Annotated in this window: 16 protein-coding genes; 2 read left to right on the forward strand and 14 right to left on the reverse strand. The window is 60.5% G+C overall.

The features are described 5' to 3' along the window. Positions 1-7: 7 nt before the first annotated feature. From H6M51_RS19700 to H6M51_RS19765, 14 genes are all read right to left on the reverse strand, one after another. Positions 8-1,240: a CehA/McbA family metallohydrolase gene (locus tag H6M51_RS19700; RefSeq protein WP_185811499.1), complete on the reverse strand. Its 1,233-nt coding sequence runs from the start codon at positions 1,238-1,240 to the stop codon at positions 8-10. Continuing rightward, a complete protein-coding gene (locus H6M51_RS19705; RefSeq protein WP_185811500.1) occupies positions 1,237-4,323 on the reverse strand; it encodes a glycoside hydrolase family 38 C-terminal domain-containing protein in 3,087 nt (1,028 codons plus the stop codon). The genes H6M51_RS19700 and H6M51_RS19705 overlap by 4 nt, the downstream gene beginning before the upstream one ends. 22 nt (positions 4,324-4,345) lie before the next feature. Beyond that, entirely contained in the window at positions 4,346-5,686 is a 1,341-nt protein-coding gene (locus tag H6M51_RS19710) for a glycoside hydrolase family 28 protein (RefSeq protein ID WP_185811501.1), read from the reverse strand. 335 nt (positions 5,687-6,021) lie between these two features. Continuing rightward, positions 6,022-7,113: an ABC transporter ATP-binding protein gene (locus H6M51_RS19715; protein WP_185811502.1), complete on the reverse strand. Its 1,092-nt coding sequence runs from the start codon at positions 7,111-7,113 to the stop codon at positions 6,022-6,024. A gap of 11 nt (positions 7,114-7,124) precedes the next feature. Further along, a complete protein-coding gene (locus H6M51_RS19720) occupies positions 7,125-9,368 on the reverse strand; it encodes a glycoside hydrolase family 2 protein (protein ID WP_185811503.1) in 2,244 nt (747 codons plus the stop codon). Positions 9,369-9,377: 9 nt separating this feature from the next. Continuing rightward, the gene (locus H6M51_RS19725; RefSeq protein WP_185811504.1) at positions 9,378-10,199 is read right to left on the reverse strand and encodes a carbohydrate ABC transporter permease; all 822 of its coding nucleotides are present in this window, start codon (positions 10,197-10,199) and stop codon (positions 9,378-9,380) included. Further along, on the reverse strand, positions 10,196-11,092 hold the full coding sequence (locus H6M51_RS19730) for a carbohydrate ABC transporter permease (protein WP_185811505.1): 897 nt from the start codon (positions 11,090-11,092) through the stop codon (positions 10,196-10,198). Before H6M51_RS19730 ends, H6M51_RS19725 begins: the two co-directional genes overlap by 4 nt. Before the next feature lie 122 nt (positions 11,093-11,214). Continuing rightward, a complete protein-coding gene (locus H6M51_RS19735; RefSeq protein WP_185811506.1) occupies positions 11,215-12,483 on the reverse strand; it encodes an ABC transporter substrate-binding protein in 1,269 nt (422 codons plus the stop codon). A gap of 154 nt (positions 12,484-12,637) precedes the next feature. Continuing rightward, on the reverse strand, positions 12,638-13,708 hold the full coding sequence (locus H6M51_RS19740; RefSeq protein ID WP_185811507.1) for a LacI family DNA-binding transcriptional regulator: 1,071 nt from the start codon (positions 13,706-13,708) through the stop codon (positions 12,638-12,640). Between the two features lie 179 nt (positions 13,709-13,887). Next, the gene (locus H6M51_RS19745) at positions 13,888-14,139 is read right to left on the reverse strand and encodes an acyl carrier protein (RefSeq protein WP_185811508.1); all 252 of its coding nucleotides are present in this window, start codon (positions 14,137-14,139) and stop codon (positions 13,888-13,890) included. 6 nt (positions 14,140-14,145) lie between these two features. Then, positions 14,146-15,630, reverse strand: a complete 1,485-nt coding sequence (locus H6M51_RS19750; protein WP_185811509.1) for a hypothetical protein — start codon at positions 15,628-15,630, stop codon at positions 14,146-14,148. Continuing rightward, entirely contained in the window at positions 15,627-17,210 is a 1,584-nt protein-coding gene (locus H6M51_RS19755; protein ID WP_185811510.1) for an AMP-binding protein, read from the reverse strand. The genes H6M51_RS19750 and H6M51_RS19755 overlap by 4 nt, the downstream gene beginning before the upstream one ends. A 105-nt stretch (positions 17,211-17,315) precedes the next feature. Further along, entirely contained in the window at positions 17,316-18,203 is an 888-nt protein-coding gene (locus tag H6M51_RS19760) for a hypothetical protein (protein WP_185811511.1), read from the reverse strand. Further along, positions 18,200-19,030: a GNAT family N-acetyltransferase gene (locus H6M51_RS19765; RefSeq protein ID WP_185811512.1), complete on the reverse strand. Its 831-nt coding sequence runs from the start codon at positions 19,028-19,030 to the stop codon at positions 18,200-18,202. The genes H6M51_RS19760 and H6M51_RS19765 overlap by 4 nt, the downstream gene beginning before the upstream one ends. Before the next feature lie 739 nt (positions 19,031-19,769). Between H6M51_RS19765 and H6M51_RS19770 the strand changes: the two genes are divergently transcribed. Both H6M51_RS19770 and H6M51_RS19775 read left to right on the forward strand, forming a co-directional pair. After that, positions 19,770-20,930, forward strand: a complete 1,161-nt coding sequence (locus tag H6M51_RS19770) for a diguanylate cyclase (RefSeq protein ID WP_185811513.1) — start codon at positions 19,770-19,772, stop codon at positions 20,928-20,930. 395 nt (positions 20,931-21,325) lie between these two features. Next, a complete protein-coding gene (locus tag H6M51_RS19775) occupies positions 21,326-22,246 on the forward strand; it encodes a transcriptional regulator (protein ID WP_185811514.1) in 921 nt (306 codons plus the stop codon). Positions 22,247-22,349 lie beyond the last annotated feature (103 nt).

Genomic DNA, 22,349 nt, shown 5'->3' on the forward strand with positions numbered 1-22,349 from the left:
TTGAGCCTTATTCGGCGTAGAAGGGATTGGTGAACAGGCGCGCCTCCTCGCCATGCCACACCTCGAACCGCAGGAACCGAGCAGAGAGCTTGGTTTCGACAGTGAACCGGCCAGCCTCCGGCCGGACCGAACCTGTATAGCCCGTTTCATCGACGAAGCGGATCTCGTCACCATTGGCGAGCCCTGAGAAGGACACGGCAATCGCGCTGGCAGACGGGATACGGGAACCGAAGTCCGGATGGCCGCTTCCCACTGGCTCCGCCGTCAGGTCGTGAGGTGAGAACGACACCACGTTCCTTCCGGCCCTGACCGCCGAAAGGATATCGGCAATCGAACTGCCGGTCACCCGCAGTCGATTGCTCGGATGCCCGTGACGACGACGGTTCTTCAGGTGGAAATCGCTCCCCCCTGTGATCGGGATCTGCCGACCCGCCAGCAGAAGTTCCTGCCAGAAGGCCAGCGCCTGGGCATTCATCGGCGTCCAGAGCCCGTTCCAGATTTCCAGCGCATCAAAGGGACCGTCGAAGCCGGACTGCCACTTGCCACCCGCCGAATTCTGGAACGGATGGTTGATGACGATGGTCGCCCCATTGGCCCGCGCCTCGGCCATGCGATCCACCACCTCATGCGGACCTCGGCAACGCCAGTCGGCGACAGGCTTCGCAAGTCCGAGGAAATTGGTGTGTCCCCAGAAAGAGGTCAGCTCCATGGCCGGGATCACGAGAATGCCGGGATCATCGGGTCGGATCGTATTCTGCGAGGTGGTGTTGTGATCGGTGATCGCAAGGAAAGCCAGCCCGCCGGCGCGAGCACGATGGATGGCGTCGAGCACGGTCACGCCGCCATCGGAGTGCTCCGAATGGCTGTGCAATTCGCCCACCAGCCAGCGCTGACGTTTGTTGATCAACCTGATCTTGAGATCCACCTTGCAGGCAGGGCCAATCTTCACGATACCGAGAACGGCATGCCAGGCGCCCGCAAGCGGACCGCAATCATAGCCGGGCGTGGCGCGATCTTCCTCAAGCGTGATGAACCCGCGTTCGGAGCCGCTCCAGCCGCGCATGCGACCGTTGTGCGCCAGCCCGAGGTCGATGACGCTGCCACCGCCGCCGAACGGGAAATGATAGGCGATCTCGATCCGCTCGATATCGGCGCCGACTTCGAAGGGGATTTCGACGAAAGACTTCTCGCCCTCTGGAAAGTTGTCGATGCTGACGTTGATTTCCTGGTCGACGCTCATGCGACGCTCCTCCCCAATTTCAGGCTGATGATTTCAAAAGGCTTGAACGGGACATGCAGAAGCTGCTGCTCGACTTTGAGATCAGCGACCGACTCCTCAAGCAGATCGACGATGCCGGCGCGGAGCAGGCCGGGAGCAAGCTGGATGTCCGCATACCGATGACGCCCGGTCGTTTCCCAGAGCCGAACCACGATGCCATCGCCATCTTCGGCTTCTTTCACGGCCTCGACAGCGATGCCCTCGGTCAGCACGCAAAGAAGAGGTTCCGTCGTCGATGCCGAAGCATCCGAGGCAGGAGCGCCCGCAATCAGCCGCAGCGACAGATTGAAGTCTTCCGCAGCCCTGTGCACCACGTCCTTGTCACCGTCATGCACCATCAGAGCATAACGGAAGCGATGCTCGCCCTGATCGGCATCCGGCCAGGGATAGGTCGGCGACCGCAGCAAGGTCAGCCGGACATCCGTTCCCCGTGCGTCGTAGCCATATTTGCTGTCGTTGAGAAACGCGACGCCGAAATCGGGCTCGGTCACATCGACCCAGCGCTGCATGACGCATTCAAAGCGTGCCTTGTCCCAGGACGTGTTGCGATGCGTGGCACGCCGCACATGGCCGAACTGGATTTCGGCATCGACGGCAGCGGCTTGAAGATCAAGCGGAAACGCCGTCTTCACCAGTGTGTTATGCTCGCGCCACTCGACAAAGGTGTCGAACTCGACCTGTCGTGCATCTGCCTCCAAGGCCACGACCTGCATGATCCGCGAGTTCTCGTAGCGCCATTCGAAGCGGATCGCGGCTCGCAACGGGCCTCGCTCGACGACCTCGGCACTCACGAGATCGTCGATCTCGAAAACCTGGTCCTCGAAATCGGAATCGATATCCCAGGCATCATACTCAGCCGGACGATCGCGGAAGGCCTGCAGCCGGTTTCCGATCTGCCCGGGCTTCAGAATTGGCCGCCCTGTCGCCCGGTCGAGGAAATGCTCGATCCGCCCCCGATCATTGAACAGGATCTCGACACGCGCATTGGCCAGCCGATGGACAGAGACCTCCAGATCTGACGCAGCAGCCTGCACAGTGATAACTCTGTCCAGAGGCACAAACGCCAATGGCGGAACCGCTGTGAGACGCAAAGCCGGGAGCCGCGCACCATCAGCCCTCACGATCTGCTGCACCGCCCGATCTTCAAGCAGCGACGAGGCAACGAGAGCATCACGGGAACGGCCGGTCGCATTCAGAACCATGCATTCGCCGCGACCACTCATCCGATCGGCAAGCTCTTGTGCCAGAGCGCTAGCCTCAGCGAAGAAAGTCTCGTAGTCGCGATCGCTGTCTTCATAGACCGCACCGATCGACGACCCGGGCAGGATGTCGTGAAACTGGTTGAGCATCACGATGTCCCAGAGGCACCGGAGCCGCTGATGGGGATAGGCATGACCGCTCGCGCGCTTGGCATGGACCGCCATCAGCTCCAGTTCCCGAAGCGCGATTTCGGCCAGACGGTTGAAGCGCTTGTTCTTGGCGACGGAGGTCAACGTGCCGCGGTGGAATTCGAGATAGAACTCGCCGACCCAGGTCGGATAACGCTGCGGATGGGCCTTCATCTCGGCGATCAACCGCTCGAAGAAAGGCCGCATCGCCCCATGCTCGACCTTGGGGCAGCCCGGAATGCTGCGCTCCATGCGGCGGATATTGTGCAGCATCTCGCGCGTCGGACCGCCGCCGCCATCGCCATGGCCGTAGACGAGGAAGAGCTCGCCGCCGATCCGCTGCTGGCCGTAACGCTTCCAAGTCCCCATGACATGGGTCGGCTTGAGGTTCGGGCAGTAGGTCGTGCCGATGCTCTTGCTGTCATAGGGCTGCGTGGTCAGGAAGTAAGCGACCACCTGACTGCCATCGATGCCCTGCCAGAACAGTTTTTCCTCCGGCATGCGGTTGGTGTCGTTCCACGAAAGCTTGTGGGTGACGAAGCTGTCGAGCCCCGACTTCGCCATCAGTTGCGGCAAGGCGGCCGTATAGCCGAACGTATCCGGCAGCCAGACCATGCGCGGCCGGATACCGAAGGTTTCCTGATGATAGCGCACACCGTAAAGAATGTGGCGGACAAGCGCTTCGCCGCCGGCGATGTTGACATCCGGCTCCAGCCAGAGAGCGCCCTCGATCTCGAAGCGGCCAGCCGAGAACTGGCCGCGAATGCGATCGAAAAGCTCGGGATAGTCCTCGCGCAGATAGTCGAGCAGAACGCACTGATTGTACATGAAGCGGTAGTCGGGAAACTCGTCCATCAGCGAGAGCATGGTCGCCATGGAGCGCGCCATCTTCTGCCGCGTCTCCCGCACCCGCCAGAGCCAGGCCACATCGATATGCGTATGCCCGGTCGCGACGACGACAGGCTTTTCCTCGAAGTCACCGGCCTGATAGATGGCGGAAGCGATCGACCGCGCAACCTCCAGGGAGGCCGCAAACCTCTCCGGATTGCCCGGTCGCAGATCGATGGCATCGACGGCCTGCTCGACCACCCGCAGAATGAAGTGGCGACGCGGATCGTTTTCATCCAGCAGCCGCGCCACATCGAGCGGCACCCGCAGATCGTAATAGACATTCTCGACGTCAGGGTCGTGGCGATGCAGCGTCACGCCGAAGCCGATCTGACGCCGGTCCTCGATGGTTCCGGCCTCGATGAGGAGGTCATGGACCTGCCCCGCAACCGCGTTCAGGCTCAGCGGAAATTCGCGGTGGTTTGCGTCACCACCCTGCGCGATCCGTCCGTCGACCCGCACAAGGCACTGCGGATCGCTCCGCCCCATGACATTGCCGAAGGCGGCTTCGATACGACCGAAGATGCGCAGACCGTCGATGCCGTCTGGCAAGGCAACCTTGCCCCCGAACCAGTAATAGCCATCCGGTTCGCCCCAGATATGATCACGCCCGACAGGCGTCCAGTCCGCGCGATTGGATGCCACCATGGCCGCGCGCTCATCGGATGCCGCCTGCCGATAGACCAGCGGCACCTGAACACCGAGCGGCTGAAAGATATGCTCGGCGAGAACCGACAGCAGTTTGTCGAGCTTGCGAATGGTCTTCATGGACGGCCCTCCCGCAACAACATCACGACCAAACCGGGGCCTGATCCTGCAGGATCACGACCGGCTCGGGATGAAAGCCCTCGGGCAGAAAATCGGGGCGGCGCACTTCGACGTCTTCGAGTGCGAGATTTTGAACATTGGAGGCAAAGACGCCCGGCATCCCGCCGGGATAGGGCACGAGACCGATCACCTTGCCATCCTCCCCTCGGACCCAGGCATTGGCGCGGCCCGCGGCGTCGGGTGATGGCGCAAGATCGAACTTCGTTGGACGTACATCGTAGCGGCAGGCGTTGAAGCGCCCGGGCTGCTGGCGGATATGGACACGGCGCAGCGTGACATTCCGGATCAAACCCGGCCGATCGGCATAGAGATTGATTGCCCCCTCCATCAGCCCCTGGATATCCTCGAAGAGCACATTCTCGATCACACCAGCAGGCTGCGTGCTGCGACGATCGAGAGCGGTTGCCGTGATCGCCTCGCCCGAGCCCCAGAAGCCTTCCGGTGTTTCCCGGCATTCGAGCTTGAGACGCCGGAAGGTCACATTGGCAAGCCGCCCCCCATCGCGCGAGAAAAGACCGAGCGCCCGGTTGCTATGGGCGATCTCGCAGTCTTCAAAGACTATGTTCTCCATATCCGCGAAGCTCTCCGTTCCGAGCTTCAGAGCGCAGCTCTCGCTGATGATCTGGCAGCCGGAAACCCGGATCTGCCGGCATGCACCAATCGGCGCACCGTCGGTCCCGCGGCTCGTCTTCAGCACGACGCCGTCGTCCGCCGTGTCGATCACACAGTTCTCGATCGTCACACGCTCGCAGGCATCGATGACCACCCCGTCGGTATTGGGCATCTTGCGGTCATTGATGATGCTCAAACCGTCAAGGGTGACATCCTTGCTGCGGATCAGATGAACCGTCCACATGGCCGAAAGGCAGATCTTGATGCCTTCGATGCGCACATCGGAGCAGCGATCGATGATCAGGGTCCTCGGTCGAAGGCGCGACGGGATGTATGTCCCCATCTCCTCCAGCATGCCCTCGATAAAGGATTCACCCGGCGCTTCGATAGAACCAGCCCCGTGGATGCGGATGGACCGTGCATCGCGGGCAAGCATCAAAGCGCGATCGGAATCTTCGGCGATAACGTCAACCGTGTTCGAAGCATACTGCGCATAGTCGGGACTGAAGCGCAGCACGGCGCCCTCCTCAAGGCAGAGATCCGTGCCGCTTGGCAGACGCAAGGCCCGCGTCCGATAAATCCCCTTCGTCAGATGTAAGGCAACGCCCTGCTCGGCTGCCGCGTTCAGCGCTTCCTGAAGAGACTGCCCATCAGCCGTAGAATCAGCAATGAATATTTTTCTGGACTTCATTGCCGCAGCTCTCCTCCCCTAGCAAGCCGCATCAGATGAAACGCCGGGATAAAGGCACATCTGACCGGAAGATATGCCATATCAATCCGATTTCGGCGCAAAACACAAAATGAAAAATTTTTTTAGAAGCGCTTCATCTTAGGCGATGGTGAGCGCCATGGCCTGAGCCAACAAAAGTCGGATAACCGCGCAGCACGGAGCGGCGACCAGAGGTTGCCCAGCCCAAAAGGACGAGAACTTCAGACGTCACGCGGAGCGCCCGAAAAACGCCAACGAGAAAATCGCTCAACTTGAAACGCGGAATCTGGCCGCCGAGCGCGGTCCGAGGCCTTACCCTAGCGAATGCGCCGCCCCGAAGCGTCGAAGAGAAAGCTGGTCTTCGCAGCGAGCCCGATTGTGATCTCGTCGCCAAGCCGGCCGCCATGACGACGCTCTTCCTGCTCGATGATGATCTGCTCGCCGGGCACCGTATGGGCATAGACAAAACTCGTATTGCCAAGATGCTCAACGACATCGACATGCGCCGTCAGTTGCGCATCGCCGCTGCCATCAGGCAAAAAGTGCTCCGGCCGTATGCCGACCGTCACGGCATCGCCGACCTTCGGCGGAGCCGCGCAGGAAACTTTCAGTTGCGTATCCGGCCGTGCTTTCAGCGCTACCGTCACCTGTCCACCCTCCGCCTGACCGATCACCACTGCCGGCAGAAAGTTCATCCGCGGCGAACCGATAAAGCCGGCGACGAACATATTGTCGGGGTCATCATAGAGCGCCAGCGGCGCACCGACCTGCTCGACGATCCCGCCGCGCATGACGACGATCTTGTCGGCCAGCGTCATCGCCTCGACCTGGTCATGCGTGACATAGACGATGGTGGCGTTCAGTTCCTTGTGCAGCCGGGCGATCTCGACGCGCATGTGGACACGCAGTTCGGCATCGAGGTTCGACAGCGGCTCGTCGAACAGGAAAACGTCCGGCTGACGCACGATGGCACGACCGATGGCAACACGCTGGCGCTGACCGCCGGACAGAGCCTTCGGCTTGCGATCCATCAGCGCGTCGAGTTCCAGGATCTTCGCGGCAGCATTGACTCGTCGCTCGATCTCGTCCTTCGCCATGCCGGCAAAGCGTAGCGCAAAGCCCATATTCTCGCGCACGGTCATGTGCGGATAGAGCGCATAGGTCTGGAACACCATGGCGATGCCGCGCTTCGACGGATCGACATCGTTCATCACCGCGCCGCCGATCGTCAGCTCCCCGGAAGTGATGTCCTCGAGCCCCGCGATCATCCGCAGCAGCGTGGACTTTCCGCAGCCGGACGGGCCGACGAAGACGACAAATTCTCCGGAGCGCACCTCAAGGTTCACCCCCTTGATGACCTCGAGCCGACCATAGGACTTGCGGATATCGGTGAGCCGGACCTCTGCCATTTAAGCCTCGCTCAGGTGACGTTGAAGGTGATGCGCTGGGTACCGAAGGGACGGCACTTGGCAGTCAGCGTCAAGCGTCCGGCTTGGTTTCCGGCTTCGACATAGACGCCGACGGCCCCGCCCTTGAAGGAAAGGAGCGTGGGGCCGACGATACGGCCCGGACCTTCGAGGCTGACTTCGACCGGATCATCGAAGAAGCCCAGGACATTGCCACCCTGATCGAGCGCCCGCAGCATCACGCGAACCGTGTCCTTCTCGCCAGCCCGCAGCTCGGTATCGTCAGCCGCGATATCGAGGGTTGTCGGCAGTGGATCGGCTGGCAGATGACGGCGCACAACCTCCTTGCCGTCGAGGAAGCCGACGAGTTCGCCATCCCGCCAGGTCATGCCCCATTCGCCGAATTCCTCAGGCGTGACCATGCTGTGGTCGAGGATGCAGGGCGGATGCGGCAGATGCGGATAGGTCTTCGTATCAGGCTCGATCCGCTTGACGATATGGCCCATGCGGATTTCCACATAGTCGCAATTGGTCAGCACGATCAACGGCAGCACGCCGCCGATATTGCGCTCGCCCCGCGCCCAGAAGCTGACCGGCTGCATGACGATCTTGTCCTTGGGGTCGCCCTGCGAAGCATAGGCGTAAGCCGCGAATTTCGGCTCGCGATACATGTCGGTGACGCCGTGATAGCAGATACGATCGCCGGAGCCGAAATCCTTGTGCGTGTTGTAGTCGAACATGCACCAGCCGGTGGAGCCCGAGATCGACGGGTCGCCTGCGGCCGCATTCAGAATCGCCAGATGCCGGCTGACATGCTCTGCCTGCCGCTGCTCCTGATCGAAGCGCTTGGTCGGATACATGTGACCGCCATATTCGGTGATCATGTAGGGCACCTTGCGGTCGAGACCGGTGACCTCGCGCTGGTCGCGCAGCACCAGCCGCTCGCGATTATGGCCGGGCATTTCCTCCATGCCGAGGATGAAATCGTTCATCGTATAGACGTCTTCGAGCAACTCGCTGTCGGTAATGTAGCGCACGCCGCCGGTCTGGCGGGTCGTGTCGAGCGAGCGCGCCATGGCGTTCGTCTCGACATAGAAGTCGTGATCGTCCTGGCTCTCGTTGATGCGCACGCCCCAGATGATGATCGACGGATGGTTCCAGTCGCGCTCGATCATCCGGCGGACGTTCTGAACGGACTCGGCCTTCCAGCTATCGCCGCCGATATGCTGCCAGCCGGGGATCTCTTCGAAGACCAGCAGGCCGATCTCGTCGCAACGGTCGAGGAAGTATTTCGACTGCGGGTAGTGCGAGGTGCGCGCAATATTGCAGGCGAGGTCGAACTTCAGGATGTCTGCATCCTTTTCCTGACCGCGCCGACCCATGGCGTAGCCGAGATGCGGCCAGGCCTGGTGACGGTTGAGACCCCGAAGCTTCACAACACGGCCATTCAGCTTGAAGCCGTCGATCGTGTATTCGGCCGCACGGAAGCCGAAACGGCTCGTCACGGCATCGGCACCGGCTGCCGTCTCCAGCGTCACCGTGAGGTGATAGAGAGCGGGATTGTCGATATCCCAGAGCGTGATGCCCTGAAGCCCGGAAAGGCTGAGCGAAACCTCTGCGCCTGATACGGTCGCCTCGGTGCGCGCGATCTCCTGACCTGCGCCATCTTTCAGAACAGCCGTGACCTTGCCGGAAAGCGCCTGATCCGTCGGATTGGAAATCCAGACCTTCGCCGTCACCTGCTTGGACTCGGAAAGAACATCCGGCGTCTCGATTTTGACGTTCCTGATCGAAACCGGCGCGGTCACCTTCAGCCAGACGTCGCGATAGATGCCGGCATAGGTGAGATAGTCGATCACGCCGCCGAAAGGCGGGATCTCGGGGTTTTCCGAACCGTCGATCTTCACCGTCAGCAGGTTGTCGCCAGCCTTCAGATGCGGCGTGAGCCGGGCTTCAAACGGCGTATAGCCATCCTTGTGCGCGGTGATCTCGACGCCATTCAGATAGACCACGCTGTCGGCCATGGCGGCATCGAACACCAGCGAGACTTCTTTGCCCTCGAAACGCGGCTCCCAGGCAATGACCTTCTGATAGGTAAAGGCCTTCTGATAGCTCTTCTCGTCGAAATAATTATAGGGCAGCTCGACCGCCGTATGGGGAAGCTGGACCGTCTCGCCCGGCTGCGAAGCCGAGGCAAAACCCGGCTCAAAACCGGCACGGAAGGTCCAGTCCTTGTTGAAAGTCTCGATAATGCGCATTTCAAAGTCCTATTTCACGGAGCCGAGCATGCCCTGCACGAACTGGCGTTGCATGGCGAAGAAGACGAGGAGAGTGGGAAGGGTGGCGAGGATCGTGCCGATCATCACCGTGCCGTATTCGGGCGAATAGGCTGAGGCGAGCGAGGACACGACCAGCGTGATCGTCTTCGTGTCGTTCGACTGCAGCACGATCAGCGGCCATAGATAATTGTTCCAGTTCAGCATGAAGACGATGACGAAGGCCGCCGCATAGGTGGAGCGCATCACCGGCACATAGATGTAGAAGAAGATCTGCCACTCCTTCAGCCCATCCACCTTGGCCGCATCGCGAAGCTCGGTCGGAAAGGCTTTTGAGGCCTGGCGGAAATAGAAGATGATAAAGGCCGACGCGATCATCGGCAGCATGATCGCGATATGCGTGTTCAGCAGCCCCGCCTGCCCCATCAGCATGAAGAGCGGGATCATCAGGGCTGCAAACGGTACCATCAGCGTCAAAAGGATCACGGTATAGACGCGCTCGCGCAGCTTCGAGCGGAACATCTCGAACCCGTAACCGGCAAGCGAAGAGACGAGCAGCGTCAGCGCCGTGCCGACCAGAGCGATCTTGACGGAGTTCCAGAACACCAGCGGCACATCCACCTGCGCGAAGAAGGAGGCGATGTTGTCGAACAGGGCCGTGCCGAAGGTGACCTTCCCGCGGATGATCTCGCTCGTGGTATTGGTTGCCCCGATCACCATCCAGATGAACGGAAAGATCGAAAGGAAGGCCGCAAGCGACAGCACGCTGTATTGCACGATGTCAGGCAGCCGGCGGCGAAGCGTGGTCATCATTTGCGTTCCCTCGCGGCATAGAATTGCAGGAAGGAGAGAACCGCCACCATCAGCACGATCACATAGGAGACGGTTGCGGCATAACCGAAGCTCGGCATAAAGCGGAACGTCAAATTGTAGATGTAGAGCGATAGCGTCAGCGTCGAATTCGCCGGCCCGCCGGTGCCTTCGGTGAAGTTATAGACCTCGTCGAACAGCTGCAGCGTTCCGATGGTCGAGGTAATCGTGGTGAACAAGATCACCGGCTTCAGCATCGGGATGGTGAGAAACGCGAAACGCCCCCAGGACGGCACGCCATCGATCTTCGCCGCTTCGTAGATCGAGCGATCGATGTTCTGGAGTGCCGCCAGATAGAAGATCATGTTGTAGCCGGTCCAGCGCCAGGTAATGGCGATGATGATCAGCACCTTGGCCCAGAAGGGATCGGTCAACCAGCCGATCGGCTCGCCGATGATGCCGATGGCGAGCAGCGTGTTGTTCACCACGCCGTCGAGCGAGAACATGCTCTTGAACAGGATGGAATAGGCCACCAGCGAGGAAACGCAGGGCAGGAAGATCATCGTCCGGAACAGGCCGGAATAGCGAAGCTTCGGATTGTTCAGCATGGCCGCCAGGATCAGCGCCATGGTGATCATGATCGGCACCTGCACGACAAAGAAGATGACGGTGTTTTGCAGCGCCTGCCAGAAAACCGGATCATTCCACAGCCGCTCGAGATTACCGGTGCCGGAGAATTTCAGCATCATCCCGCGCCCGGAATAGAAGGACAGCACGAGAGAACGCAGGATCGGATAGAGCATGAAAATCGCAATCAGCGTGACGGCCGGCAGCACAAACAGCCACCCGTTTACGTCGTAGTAGCGCTTCAAGCTGGATCTGGATGTGGTGGCCATGCGGTGTCCCTGAGCCCGATCATTGGTCACGGAATATTTGGCGGAAGGCGCGCGGCATTGCCGCCGCACGTCTCCGGGAGAACAGGGGCCCAAGCCTGGACAATGAGCCCCTGTGGGATGGCTTACTGGATCTGAGTGGAAGCCTGATCTTCAATGGCCTTCAGAACGTCATCGACAGGCGTGCCCTTGAGAAGGGCCGGGAAGTTCGCCGTGACAGCCGTGTCCAGCTCGTTGGTGAAGATGCCGTAGTTCACCGCCGGCACTTGGACAAGCCAGTCGGAGAACTTCTGCCAGACCTTGTCGCCGCCGAAGAAGTCGTCGGGCTTCTGGTAGGCTTCACCGGTGCGGGCGGCCAGCAGCGAACCAACGGCGCCACGTTCGGTCAGGATCTTCTGGTAGAAGTCGAGATCCTTGGCATAGACTTCATTGAGGAAGTCGATCGCCTCGTCCTTCTCGGCAGAAGCCTCGAGAACATACCAGCTGGAGCCGCCCAAGTTGGAGGCTGCGGTCGCACCATCGATGTTGAGCTTCGGGATCGCCGTCAGCGCCCACTTGCCTGCCTGATCGGCTTGCGACTTGACGGTGCCGGTGATCCAGACGCCCATGAGGACGGAGGCAACATCGCCCGACGTCAGCGCGCTGATACCATCGTTCCAGCCGCTGGTCGGCTTGGCCACGCCTTCGTTGACGATGCGCGCCTGGGTTTCGAGTGCAGCCTTCAGCGCAGCGTTACCCGTGATATTGAGGCTGCCGTCTTCGTTGAAATACCACTGGCCGCCGGACTGCATCATGATGCGGATCAGACCGCCATCATTGCTGTCGAGCGCCATCATCTCATGGCCGGTCTTGGCCTTCACGTCCTTGCCGATCTCGATGAAGCGATCCCAGGTCAGGTTCTCCATGTCGGAGGCCTTGTAACCTGCCTGCTCCAGATAGTCCTTGCGGTAGTAGAGGCCGGTGACGCCGGAATCGAAGGGCACGCCATAGACCTGGCCCTCAAGCGTCATCAGATCGACCTTGTACTTGGCAAAGCCGGAATAATCGATCTTGTCTGTCAGCGCGGCGAACGAACCGGGGAAGGACTGCAGGTACTTCTGCGCGCCGTAGTCCTCGATCAGCACGATGTCCGGCAGCGTGTCGGTCATGCCGGAGGCAAGACCCGTCTGAAGCTTCTGCTCGACATCGGCCTTGGCAAAGTCGACGATGTTGAAGGTGGTATCCGGATGCTTCGCGGTATAGCGGGCAGCGGCCTCCTTCATGATCGCAACGTTGAAGTTCGGGTCCCAGCACCAGATGGTGACTTCACCGGCAAAGGCTGCCGTGCTGCAAAGAAGGGCAGCCCCGGTCGCGGCTCCGGTGACGGAGCGCTTGAGCAGGCGAGAATAATCCATGTGTTCCTCCCAATATGACGTTGAATGTGGCAGCCTCATCCCCTGCCTCGCGGTCACTATTCCCGAAATTTGGAACATAGCCAAGAAAATTTTTACTAAATATTTTGTGCGCTGCGGTAAGTGCTTGGGATCGCGCAAGATACCGTCGCTGCGATCAGCCCACCGGCGGCTTCTTTGCACTGCCCCGCCAGATCATCTCGGTCGGCAGCGTCACGTGCTTGGCATAGTCGCGGCCATTCAGGCGTTCGACGAGCAGGTCGACCGCCACCTCGCCGATCAGCTCACCCGGAATCCGCATGGTGGAAAGCGGCGGCATCAGAAACTGTGCCACTGGAATGTCGTTGAAAGCGACGACCGCAATGTCCCCGGGGATCGAAAGCCCGGCCTCCTGGATCGCCCGATAGGTGCCGATCGCCATGTTGTCGTTGGCCGCAACGATTGCATCGGGCCGCACGTCCAGAGCCAGGAGCGACTTGGCCTGCTGATAACCCGTCTCGAGGCGCAGGTTCTGGCCAAACCGCTCGCTCTGTCCGAGCGCCAGAAGCTCGGGCCGATAGCGCCCCCGCGCCTCGTGCCATTCGATAAAGGCCTTGCAGCGCTGCTCGCCATGCATCAACGCATCATTGTCCATCAGCTCGTAGCCGCCAACGAAGCCGACGCGCTGGTATCCGGCATTGTCGAGGCTGTCGAGGATCGTCAAAGTCGCTTCGCCGAGATCGGCGCGCACGCAGTCGAACTGCGGCATACGCGGATTGTAGTCGGCCATGACGAGATGGGGGCAGACCTTGGCCATCGCCTCGATCTCGGCCTTGGGATGATGTCCGACGACGATCGCCGCCGAAATGCCCGTCAGCATGGCCAGATCGATCGGCACATCGGGATTGAACACCCGGGCAATCTCGATCTTGTATTCGCGGCAGCGCGCTTCGATGCCGAGCCGGACGCCCACGTAATAAGGGTCCACCAGCTCCTCGTGCGGCGCCAGAAAATGGATGACCGCGATGTTCGCGGAGACGTCGGCGTGAAGCCCCATGGGGATCGAAAACGGCGCCGAAAGCGCATTCTTGCGCGCCCTTGGCGTCGCATAGTTCAGCGCCTCGGCGGTCTCGATGATCGCCTGACGCTTCACCTCGGAGATGGAGAGGGTCTGGTCGTAGTTCAGGACACGCGACACCGTTCCCGATGACACGCCAACGGCCTTCGCAATTTCCTTGATCGTCACCACGGCGGCCTGCCTCCTCAACCCGCATCTCCATGAGGCTGGTAAACCTCTGGAAAATATTTACTAGGCCAGGCGGGCGGGGGATACAAGCACTTCCTTGAACAAGCCCCTGTCGAAACGGGGCGCCAGAGCCGGCCTGACAAGGGCAATGCCGGCCTGGATCAAACGCAATGCGAGTTCGGCTATGCCTGGGTCTCGCTGACGAAGGCCTCGATCTCGGCCAGGCTGTCGAGACGGGTCACGTCGAAATCGGCCGCGGCGAGGTCGATCCCAAACGTCTCCTCAAGCAGCATCATCAGATGCGTGGCCGCAAGCGAATCCAGCCGGCCGCTGAAGAACAGCGAGTCTGTATCGTGAAGCGGCTGCCTGTCGCCACGTTCTTCGAGCAGTCCCTGGACGCGGGCACGGATGGACGCAATCTTATCGGTGGTCATGGCAGGTCAGACTCCAAACAGGCCAAACAGGAAGTGAAAGCGATCCGACAGTTGGCCTTCCAGCCAAACACTGTCGAAGATCTTCAGGAAGCAGAAGAACAGGGCCACGTTGATCCGCGGCCAGACCTGATGGCGCCAGAAGCCGTCATCAGGCGAGGTCTTGCGCCCCCAGATCTGCGACATGATCAGCCCCGCCGAGAGCAGGCACACATAGAAGGCGAGTGTTTCGAACCGGTCGAGTTCATCAAGCGGCGTCCCATCGGCAAAGACATGGGACACGAAGATCAGGTGATAGAGGAAATTGCCGAAACCCGCCGCACAGAACGTGGCGAACGCGATGCGCAGACGTGGCGATGTCTTGAACCAGCGCATGAAGGCTGGATAGAAGAAGAAATCGACCAGAACCTCTTTGAAGTAATAGTAATAGCGGTTCCAGAACTCGGCGATCGAGCGGGATGCGAGCGGGTTCACCGTGTTGCGCGGAATATTGTAACCCATCATCCGTGCCACGGCGACGATGGCATGCCCCCAGGCCGCAATGATCAACAGATCCACGCCGTAATTGACGAAGAGACCCAGCCATCTGAGCCCGATAGGCATGGCCGCCGCGTCCTCGGGATTGAGGATCATGAAACCGAGCTTCGGCACACCCAGCATCTCGTGGAACAGGGTGGTCACGGCCAGACTTGTCCAGCTGAGGATAGCCGTCCAGACGGCAAGCTTCAGCGCCTTCAGGCGCGTCACGGCCAGCGCCTCCTCGTCCTTCGCCTCGAACCGCTTGAGGAAGGATAGCCCCTTGCCCATCGGTGCGACATCGCCGCCCCAGACCGGCCGCATGTAAAGCGCCCGGACACTGTCGGGTGCTGCGGCCTTCGCCTTCAGGTCAACAGCCGCATAGGCAAGAAACCAGAAGCACGAGGCCCATACGGCCACGAACGCCCAGAGAATGGCATGACCGTAATTCCCCGGCGGCAGGAAGGCGGCGACGGCGAGCAAGGCGAGGAACCCGGTCAGCTGCACCAGCACCGGACGTCGCGACCAGAGGCCGCTGCTCATGCGCTGGCCAGCAATCATGGCCTGAGCAAAACCGAGGAAAAGCAACACGCCTGCAATCTGCAAGGCGAGCGGAGGCACAGGGATGCCGGTCCCAAGCGCAGAAGCCAGATCCCCCACCATCGCGCTCATGTCTGCCGTCCGGAAGGGCCGCAGCAGCAGAAACACCAGACTTGACGTGATGAGGATGGCGAGCCGGTGTCCCGGCCATCGCGCGGCGGCAAGAAGCGTCAGCCCGATCAGCGCGAGCGCCGGCAGACTGATCTGCAAACTCAAGCCGAGAGCCGCCAGAAACAGCACATGGATGAGGAGCAGACCGCGAAACGTCCGGACATGGGCACGTGCATCCGGATTCGTATCGATCGTCAGCCACGAACGACGCAGCTGCAGCAGGCGCTGCAGGGGACTTATCCCTTCCTGCCCGGGGATAACGCTCACGAGGCCCCCCCTTCAAGAAGGCTGCGCAGAGCACGCCGATCCACCTTGCCGTTGATGTTGACAGGCAGCGCATCCTTGAGATGGATGACTTCCGGAACCATGTAGCGCGGCAGGGATCGCAGCATGTTCGTCTGGATGGAAGCGGCCGTTTCACGGCTGCCCGCAACGAAGCCGACGAGGCCCGCCGCAGAACCATCGACAAAGGGCCAGGCCACGACAGCAACCACCGTGCTGTCGGCCGCAAGCCGCAGATGCGCCTCGACCTCTTCCAGCTCGATCCGGTTTCCCTTGACCTTCACCTGGTTGTCCGTCCGCCCGAGATGGTGGTAGATCCCCTCGGCGTCGCACATGCCGAGATCCCCGGTCAGGTACCAGCGCTCTCCGCCGATCTCGCGAAAGCGGTCTGCGGTCTGCTCAGGCGAGGCGAAGTATCCGATACCGACCTGCGGTCCGCCAAGCGCGATCTCCCCCGGCTCACCGGCAGCGACAGGCTGCAGATCAGGACCAAGGATCGCGATCTTTCCGTCGCTGAATGGTCTGCCGATCGCGACAACACCCCGGCCGGGGGTAAGCGGCAGCTCTGCACCCACGGTCTGCCGAAGCATCACCACTGTGCATTCCGTTGGCCCATAGATGTTCTCTATAGCGCTGTTCGGCGCAGCAACCGCCCAGGCCTCGACGGTCGCACCTGGGAGAGGCTCCCCGCAAAAGATCGACAGACGGATCGTCTCGAACACACCGGGCTTTAGGGAACCGGTCGCGCGCATCATGTTGACGATGGTCGGCACCGACATCCAGGCCGTAATGCCATGGCTGCGGATGAAGTGCTGGGGCGCCGACAGTTCGAGAGCCGACATGACATGCAACGCGGCACCCGATTCCAGTGTCAGGAACAGGTTGTGCACGCTGAGATCGAAAGTCAGATCATGCGCCTCGGCGACGCGGTCTTCGGACCCTAACCCGGTCCAGGAACGCGCCTGCGCCAGATAGGAAGCGAGCGAGCCGGCCGAAATAACCACCCCCTTGGGAAGTCCAGTCGTCCCGGAAGTGAAGATGATATAGGCCTCGTGCTGCGGCTCCACCATGACGGGTGCCGCAAGCGGTGCATCGGTCAAGGCGTCCAGCGGCACGATGCGAGGATCGACGGTTGCCGGCATGTCGGCCTTTTCCGGTCCGATGATGATCTCGGGCGCGGCAGCCATGACCTCCGGAGCAAGAAGACCAATCCCGTTGCGATCGACGATCAGGGCGTCGAGCTGAAGCAGGCCCAACAGCTTGACCAGCCGCTCGGCTGGCCACTTCTGGTTCAGCGGCACATAGGTCGCTCCGGCCATGCAGGCTCCGAGCACACCGACATAGCCTTCCAGACTGCGGGTAGCCAGAACCCCGACCCGCCGCTGCTTAAGCCGAGGCGCCAGATAGCCGGCAAGCCGCGCGATCTTCTGCGCCGAGGCGTCATAGGTAAACTCGCGCCGAGCAACAACGAGGGCAGCAGATCCTGGATGGACCCTGGCACATGCCCAGAAGGGGGCTGCGAGGTTGAAGTTATCAAGCGTGGTCTGCACTGGAACACCGTTCAAGTTTTGGCTCGTGTTACTGATGTCTGTCTTTGTGAGAGTGATGGTTGTCGTCCGGCAATCCGCAGCGTCCATGTCGCCTCGATGTTCCCTCGGTTCGGTGCCCAGCTAGAAGTCCGCAGCGACCATCAGCGCCGATGCAGCCGCCGCCGACCCCACAGCGACAGTGAGCCAGGGCCGCTTCTGCGCAACATCGATGGTGAAAAGGTTCAGCGGGAACAAGTGCTGATGCGCCTGTGGCGTCGCACCATGGCGGGGGGCCGGCAGATACCACTCGTCATCGAACCATCGCCAGTCGTCCGCCCAGGTCCAGCAGCCATGACGCTTGTAGATGGATGCCACTTCTTCCGCGAACACCTTGTTGGTCGGCAGACGGATCGGCTGCCCGGGGGAGGTCTGGAAATAGCGCATCGCCAGAGGCAGCGAGCGGTTGGTGCAATAGTTCGACATCCAGAGATTGAAGCCGATCTCGTCCCTCAGTCCTTGGAGGACACGGAAGAGCTGGACATGTTCCTCGTGCCCATACTCCCCCCAGGGATTGTGCGTGAAAACATTCATGCCCCGACGAAGCCGGACGCGCAGCAAACTCTGTATCTTCACGAAATTGTTCTGGTAAGCCGTCAGCACACTGTGCTCGGCCACACGTAGTTCGCCCATGCCCACTTTGCCAAGTGCAAGGCGCGACATACGTGTGAGTTCACGTCGCTGGCTTTCAAAGCTCAGAACGATGCCATCTGCGCTTTCGCGCGGATCCTCCCAGTTCGCGCAGCCGGCAGCGCCCGATTCCGAAAGGTCGAGGCAGCTCACTCCAGGTCGCGGAAACTCGGCAAGTGCAGCGGCACGCTTTTCACCCAGGCCGGGCTGAGCCCAGAAATCGCGGTAAACGACGATGACTTCGTCAACGTCATGCAATATGGCGTTGAACCAGAGCAATTCGTCATCCGGATGGGCTGCGATGATGACGGAATTCTCAAGGAAAGCCGGGCGCTCGCTCATCCATGATCCTCCTCGGATGATTGGCGGTTGGCAAAGGGGCTCGTGGTCGTGGCTGCGGAATTTTCACGCCAGCGCTCACGCCAGCGCGTTGCGACGAGAGCGAGCGTGCCACGCAACGTGGTGGCATGCGTCAGCACGTGGAGCGGTGTTGGTACTGTTCCGAAATCCGACTTGAAAGGTTCATCTCCGATCGTGAAATCGAAGATCTGACCGCCAGTCTTGATCCAATCTTCGATCATCCCGTCATAGAGCAGGAGACCTGGTGAGTGGCGGCCATGGGCCCGATAATCGCAGCCGATGAGCAGGTAATGCAGCCGCGAACGGTGCGCGACACAAAAGGTGTAGCCGATCGCCTCACCTCCTACTTCCAAGGCGTATATGCGCGAGTAAGCGGTCTGCGCGCCGGTTTGAGCTACGGCTCGATAAAAGGTGCGCGCGGCCGGAGCGGCAATCACATCGCCATCGAAACGCCCCTCTCGCAACGCGGCAAGACGGTCCAACGCGGTGCCGATCGCGTCCTCACCCTCGAGGACAACCAGCCGGGCTCTATCACCCTTGAGAAACCGCTTCCGCTTACGCGAGAGATAACGGGCAAAGCTCTCGGTGAGCGCCTGTTCGCGCCAGAGCTCCGCGGGCGCAACAAGGTCGGCGGCATGCGCAGAAAAGGTGAGCTTGGTGGCACTGCCCGGAAGGAGCGCCTGCCATAGTTCGATATGCTCATCTCGAATGGGCTTCACCCGCAGAATGTCGTGAGCTGGCAATGCTGCGGCGATAGTTGAGCGGAGCGAAGCATGATCTCCGGGCATCTGCCACCAGTCGAGATCCACTACGGGCGCAGCATAATCGCTGACCCCCAGATCCGCGCTTTCCAGGAGCGTGACGCCTGAAAGTTTGCGCGCAATCAACGGCAGAACGAGACACGCGGGTTGGCCATCGGCCGGTCGCCCGACCAATACGACTGGTTTGGCAGCACGTGATGGTGCCAGGTGACGATAGAAGGCCTGGAGCCAGAGCGGATGCTGGAATGCTGACGCAGTCGATCGCGCAAACAGATCCGCATATTCGTCGGATTGGAAGAACGCCTCCGTCACGACACGAACGACGAGTGATTTCGCCGAACCTGCTGGGGCTCGATCGGGATCAATCAGACCTGAATAACTCGCAATAACCATGCACCACGAGATATCAAGCCGCCCCGAAAAGAGGTTTAAGACAAAGTGAACAATCGCGATTATCGTGAATCTTGAGTAAAATCCCTTCTACCCTCACAGAGCAGCATGAGCCGTGATCATCCGTTTCTTGCGAAAATCGCACGATTTACTGCGGTAATTGGCCGGTAAACGAGCATCAGAGTGACTTCACCGACTTGAAAGCGGCAGTATTCACCGCATGTCACAATAACGTGAGCTGCGCCAAAACGAGCCATTCAGGGTGTCGCTTGACCGCGCAGGGAGTGCCTGCTGGCATGCCGCGAGTGTCGACGGTCCTGGATGAAAGTCTTCACTTTTCCTCTATAGTTGTGGAGATCGAAGATGGGCACTCGGCCCGAAGCACGGCGGCAAGAGAATGAACGGGGCAGCATTTTTCCTGGTAGTCAATTTCATTGTCGCCCTGTCCTTCAGCGCGTTCTTCGTTGTGGTTGCACGGCGCAGCCACTCGAGGACGGCGGCGATGTGGCTGGGAGCGGGCTTCGGTGTCGCATCACTCTCCGCGATCAGCGAGTTGCTGGTGGCCTTTGGCAGTCCACCGCGGCTCTGGGCACTCTGCGCTTTCGCGACGGTGCTCATTGGCATGACAATGCTGACAATCGGCGTTGGGGAAATGTACCACCGACGTATCGATGCACGCATCACTGCAATCTTCGTCGCAACCAGCCTGTTTGTGGCCGCGGCGATTTACGACCTCCCCCGTGGCACCGCGCTACACGCGTTCCTGTACCAGGGTCCTTTCGCACTGGTCATTCTGGCGGGTGCGATGATTGTCCTCATGGCTCGCCAACGCACGGCCATCGACAGGTTTCTTGGCATCCTGCTGCTGACCACGGGCCTGCATTTCTTCATGAAGGCGGGACTGGCAGTCGTTTTGGGCGCCGGTTCTACGGCGAGGGACTACGTTCAGACGAGTTACGCCCTGATCTCACAAAGTCTTACGGCAGTCCTCATGGTGGCGGTTGGACTGACCCTGCTTGCGAAGCTGGTTCTGGAAATTCTTGCAATTCAGCGAACCGAATCGGAGATCGACAGTCTGTCAGGGCTCGCCAACAGGCGCGGCTTCGACCGGCAGATCACCGCGCTGCTTCGCAACGAGCGGCCGGGACCCCATGCGATCATCCTGTGCGACCTCGACCACTTTAAGCAAATCAATGACACCTACGGTCACCATGTGGGAGACATGGTCATCCAGGCTTTTGCCGATTGCCTGGCTCGCCATACCCCCGAAGGTGCGGTCGTGGGTCGCCTGGGCGGAGAGGAATTCGCGCTTTTCCTACCTGATACCCAAGTGGACGACGCCGTTCAGCTGGCGCAACTGCTGAGACGAGAGAGCATGACGCTCCCCCTCCATCCTCAAGCCTTGAGTGTCACCGCAAGCTTCGGCATCGCCCAGGTCTTGTTGCCCCGCGATCTCTCCGATGCCATGCGCCGGGCGGACCAGGCGCTTTACCGGGCCAAGGACGCGGGCCGCAACCGGGTGAAGGTCGCAACACCGCATCTGGCAATGGGCACATGACCTCCTTGCCGACCGCAATAGAAGGCTTGACCCAAGGAGTCGGAGAAGCCGCGTCGTCGCGAGACATGACCATCATCGGCAAAACAATGTCCTCAACGAGGACCATCGTGTCCACCAGCCTATGGTTCACCCGTTGCACATCCGGCGAACGCCCAGCCCGACGCGACCGGGTCTGAAAAGGTTGGTCCACGTCGATACCACTAGCATGCGATAGGTGCCGAGCGCAGAAAACGTCATCTTGACCAAACCCAAGCGTCTGCCGGGCACAGTCACCTGCACCAACAACTTCGCGGAAGGCAATGTGGACTCCGCACCAGCATCTGCCGCAGATTCTGCAGGCCCTTGTTTTGATCAGTTTTTCTGATATTTATCGGCAAGGGCAAGGGAGTGACGAATTGAGCAGCCGTTTTCTGATGATCACGCCGGAAGACGGCAAGGATGTCCTCAAGAGCCTCGCTGCGCCGGCAAGGCTGGCGATCCTCGAACTGCTGCATGCTCGCGGGTCGCTGAATGTCAACGAAATCGCCGAGGTCCTGCACCTTCCGCAATCGACCACCTCAACCCATTTGAACCAGATGGAAGAGGCGGGACTGATCCGTACGGAGGTGCAGAAGGCGCGCAAGGGCAGCCAGAAGATCTGTCACGCCGTGCACGACGAGATCGTGCTGACCTTTACCCGTCCGAATGAAGCAACCGACGAGGCGATCGAAGTGTCGATGCCGGTCGGTCTCTACAGCGGCTACGATGTCTACGCCCCCTGCGGCATGTGCGGCCCGGACGCCATCATAGGCTATCTCGACAACCCCGACACATTCCTGTCCCCGGACCGCATGAAGGCGGGACTGCTCTGGTTCACCAGGGGTTATGTCGACTACCAGTTTCCCAACAATGCCCGTATCAAGGGTGCTCCGATCCGGGAGCTTGAGCTGCTGCTCGAACTCTCCTCGGAGGTGCCCGGAACCTCCGACAACTGGCCATCGGACATCACGATTTCGATCAACGGCAAGCCTGTCGCCACCTGGACATCACCTGGCGATTTCGGCGACCGGCGCGGCAAGTTCACCCCCGACTGGTGGAAGTTGCGGGGCAGCCAATACGGCGTCCTGAAGAGCTTTCGCGTGACCGAAGGCGGCACCTTCATTGACGGCATGCGCGTGTCGGAAACGACACTCAGCGACCTCGAACTGCTTGAACACCGCTCCATTCGGGTCCGGATCGAGGTTCCGGAAACGGCCGAACATCCCGGTGGAATCAACATCTTCGGCCGCGGTTTCGGCAATTACGACCAGGACATCGTCCTGCGGATCAAGACCTGATCACAATTGAATTTCCCACTGATATTGCCGGATTGACCTCCGGTCGATCCCGTGTATCATATCCTCAATTATGATAGATATCCGAAAAACGGATATATTCGGA

The sequence above is a fragment of the Rhizobium sp. AQ_MP genome, from assembly GCF_014237835.1.
Lineage (GTDB): Bacteria > Pseudomonadota > Alphaproteobacteria > Rhizobiales > Rhizobiaceae > Allorhizobium.

Coding starts and splice junctions, on each gene's coding strand:
- H6M51_RS19700 (WP_185811499.1), bottom strand. CDS start 1,240: ATGAGCGTCGACCAGGAAATCAACGTCAGCATCGACAACTTTCCAGAG.
- H6M51_RS19705 (WP_185811500.1), bottom strand. CDS start 4,323: ATGAAGACCATTCGCAAGCTCGACAAACTGCTGTCGGTTCTCGCCGAG.
- H6M51_RS19710 (WP_185811501.1), bottom strand. CDS start 5,686: ATGAAGTCCAGAAAAATATTCATTGCTGATTCTACGGCTGATGGGCAG.
- H6M51_RS19715 (WP_185811502.1), bottom strand. CDS start 7,113: ATGGCAGAGGTCCGGCTCACCGATATCCGCAAGTCCTATGGTCGGCTC.
- H6M51_RS19720 (WP_185811503.1), bottom strand. CDS start 9,368: ATGCGCATTATCGAGACTTTCAACAAGGACTGGACCTTCCGTGCCGGT.
- H6M51_RS19725 (WP_185811504.1), bottom strand. CDS start 10,199: ATGATGACCACGCTTCGCCGCCGGCTGCCTGACATCGTGCAATACAGC.
- H6M51_RS19730 (WP_185811505.1), bottom strand. CDS start 11,092: ATGGCCACCACATCCAGATCCAGCTTGAAGCGCTACTACGACGTAAAC.
- H6M51_RS19735 (WP_185811506.1), bottom strand. CDS start 12,483: ATGGATTATTCTCGCCTGCTCAAGCGCTCCGTCACCGGAGCCGCGACC.
- H6M51_RS19745 (WP_185811508.1), bottom strand. CDS start 14,139: ATGACCACCGATAAGATTGCGTCCATCCGTGCCCGCGTCCAGGGACTG.
- H6M51_RS19760 (WP_185811511.1), bottom strand. CDS start 18,203: ATGAGCGAGCGCCCGGCTTTCCTTGAGAATTCCGTCATCATCGCAGCC.
- H6M51_RS19770 (WP_185811513.1), top strand. CDS start 19,770: ATGAACGGGGCAGCATTTTTCCTGGTAGTCAATTTCATTGTCGCCCTG.